This window comes from Mycobacterium sp. (assembly GCF_035653355.1).
Taxonomy (GTDB): Bacteria; Actinomycetota; Actinomycetes; order Mycobacteriales; family Mycobacteriaceae; genus Mycobacterium.
Window position 1 is genome coordinate 1 of record NZ_DASRBZ010000669.1, and the last position, 2390, is coordinate 2390.

The 2390-nt window shown below is 66.8% G+C and carries 4 protein-coding genes; 2 read left to right on the top strand and 2 right to left on the bottom strand.

Going from position 1 to position 2390, the window contains the following annotated elements; translation table 11 throughout:
• The first annotated feature begins 221 nt into the window (after positions 1-221).
• On the top strand, positions 222-566 hold the full coding sequence (locus tag VFA16_RS22885; RefSeq protein ID WP_324970033.1) for a hypothetical protein: 345 nt from the start codon (positions 222-224) through the stop codon (positions 564-566).
• Here VFA16_RS22885 and VFA16_RS22890 read toward each other — a convergent pair.
• A complete protein-coding gene (locus VFA16_RS22890; protein ID WP_324970034.1) occupies positions 563-769 on the bottom strand; it encodes a hypothetical protein in 207 nt (68 codons plus the stop codon). The genes VFA16_RS22885 and VFA16_RS22890 overlap by 4 nt on opposite strands.
• A gap of 2 nt (positions 770-771) precedes the next feature.
• Here VFA16_RS22890 and VFA16_RS22895 point away from each other — a divergent pair, with 2 nt between their 5' ends.
• The gene (locus VFA16_RS22895; protein WP_324970035.1) at positions 772-1026 is read left to right on the top strand and encodes a hypothetical protein; all 255 of its coding nucleotides are present in this window, start codon (positions 772-774) and stop codon (positions 1024-1026) included.
• Here the strand turns inward: VFA16_RS22895 and VFA16_RS22900 are convergent, their stop codons facing one another.
• Positions 1027-2256, bottom strand: a complete 1230-nt coding sequence (locus tag VFA16_RS22900; protein ID WP_324970036.1) for a cytochrome P450 — start codon at positions 2254-2256, stop codon at positions 1027-1029. It abuts the gene before it with no gap.
• Between the last annotated feature and the right edge of the window lie 134 nt (positions 2257-2390).

Sequence of the window (2390 nt, forward strand, 5' to 3'; positions counted from 1 at the left end):
GGCGAGTCGGCTGGCGGCTCCGCCAGCTCGCCGGTGGGCCGGCACAGGCTGGGGAACAGCAGCGCACTGCCCGGGGTAGTGACATAGGTGTGGCCCGAGGGCGCGGTCAAGATCAGCGTGCCATCGGGCAACTGCTTTTCCCGCCATCCCCAAAACGTCTTCACCAAATGATGTCACCGACTGTCCGGATTACCCATTCACTGACAGGAAGGGACACCACCATGCAAACCACCAACCCATCAGTCCCCTTGCCGCCCGGCGCCGTGTCCTACGACGGCGGCGAGTGGCTGGACAGTGACGCCGGGCCGTACCGCTGCGTCTTCGGCGCCGTCCGGGGCCCCGTCGAGACCCACCTCGGGGACAAGGTCACCGTGCAGACGGCTGCCGTGCAGCTACCCGGCGGCACCGTTGATGACGGCAGCCGTATCCAGTGCCCGGTGGTCGACATCTCCCAGAACAACACCGACACCATCCTGGGGTTGACCGCGGCGCAGGCCCGGCAGTTGGCGCGACTGCTGATCGCCGCCGCCGACGAAATCGAGTGGTGGGCTGCCTCAGCGGGTTAAGCCTTGTAGCTGTAGCTGAACACCGCCATGCCCGACATTGTCGGGTGGGGCTTCGATCCAGTGCAGCTGTAGTCGGCGTGGGTTGTCACATGCAGCTCGTTTTCGAGGTAGTCCTTACCCGCCTGGTGCGCGTCATCCTGTGTGGTCTCGCGCGGCAACGTGAGTTTGAAGTTGTGGGGCTGCATGTCGTCTACGGTAGCCACCTATGACGCAGGCTAGGGTGCGTGTCGTGTTCGGCTGCCAGGTCTGTGGTGCGGTGCCTGAACCTGTCCCCGACAGCAACCTGGTGGTGGTGCGCCACGCTGCCGGTTGTGAGGTGCTGGTGGAGCGGATCAAGACCCGGTGGTGGCCGAATGTGCACGACGGTGCACAGTTGCCGCCGTCGCCGCCCGCGCAACCATTCGCCAAATGGGGACGGGGTGGCAGCCGCCGCCAACGATCCCGGCACAGCGCCGCCTGACTACCCGGCACGCCGCGCCCGGTAGCGTTCGAACGCCGCGGCACCAGCATCCGCCAGCGACGGCCGACGCGACGCTGACGGGGTCCAGCGCAGCAGTAAGGCGGGCAGGGTGAACATGGCGGTGGCGCTGAAATTCACCGCCCGGAAAACCGCGTCGCCGATGGCAGCGCTGTAGCCCGGCGCGAGCCCGAAGGTGGGGATGCGGGCCAGCCACTGCGTCAGGATCAGTTCCACTTCCATCCGCGCCAGATGGGCGCCAAGGCATCGGTGAATCCCGCTGCCGAACCCCCAATGCCGGCGCCGAACGATCCGCCCGTCGACCACGGTGATCTCGTCGCCATATTCGCGGTTGGCGGCCCCCAGGCATATCTGCACCGTCGACCCGGCCGGGATCATCACCCCGCCGATCGTGACGTCGGCGGTGGTCACCCGGTAAGTGTGCAGCGCCTCAAGCCGAAAAATCTCATCCACGAACACTCCCACCTGACCGGGGTCGGCACGCAACACCGCCTGTAGCTGCTCGTCGGCCGCCAGCGCCAGCAACGCGAATCCGATGGCCGCAGCGACAGGCTCGACAGCACCCCCACCGGCCATCAAAAAAAACGCCCCGGCCGCCTCGACGTCGGACAGGCCGGCCGGTAGCCGCGCCAACAGACCCGGCAGCATCGGATCGTGGCGACGTTGGCTGATAGCGCCGGCCAGATAATCGCCCAGTTCAACCGCCGCTGTCCGATAGGGCTCGCAGTCCGGCGTTGACGTCGCGATGGTGTCCTTCCACCGGATCAGCCTGTCGCGGTCCTCGACCGGCAACCCCAACAGCGTCAGCACGACCTGAGCCGCAAACGGGACCGCGACCGCGGCCATCGCATCGCAGCCGCCGTCCGCGGCCACCGCATCCACCAACGCTGCCGCCTGCCTGGTCAGCGTCGGCAACAACTCGTCCACCGCGCGTGAAGTGAACAGCGACTGCAGCAGCTTGCGCAGGCGGCTGTGATCGGGCGGGTCGACCATGATCGGCACCATCGGCAACCCGACCACATCGCTCGCCGGATGATGCGGCCGCAGCGCCGACGAGAACACCTCAGTGTTGTGTAGCGCCGCCAGCACATCATCGCGGCGCGTCAGATAGTAGACGCCACCCTTCTCCACCACCGGCCCAGCCGCGCGCAGCTTGTCCCAGCCGGCCTTGCGTTCAACCTGAAGCAGCGACCACAAGTCGTCACCGGCCATTCAGGCGCCGTCGTGCTCGGTCAACGACCGCACAGCCGCCAACTTCCGATGCCTTACCTGAGCACCCTTACTCAAGGTGTCCAGCACCCTGCCCAACTCCCTGGCAGCACTCGGATACGTGGCAACAGCCTTCG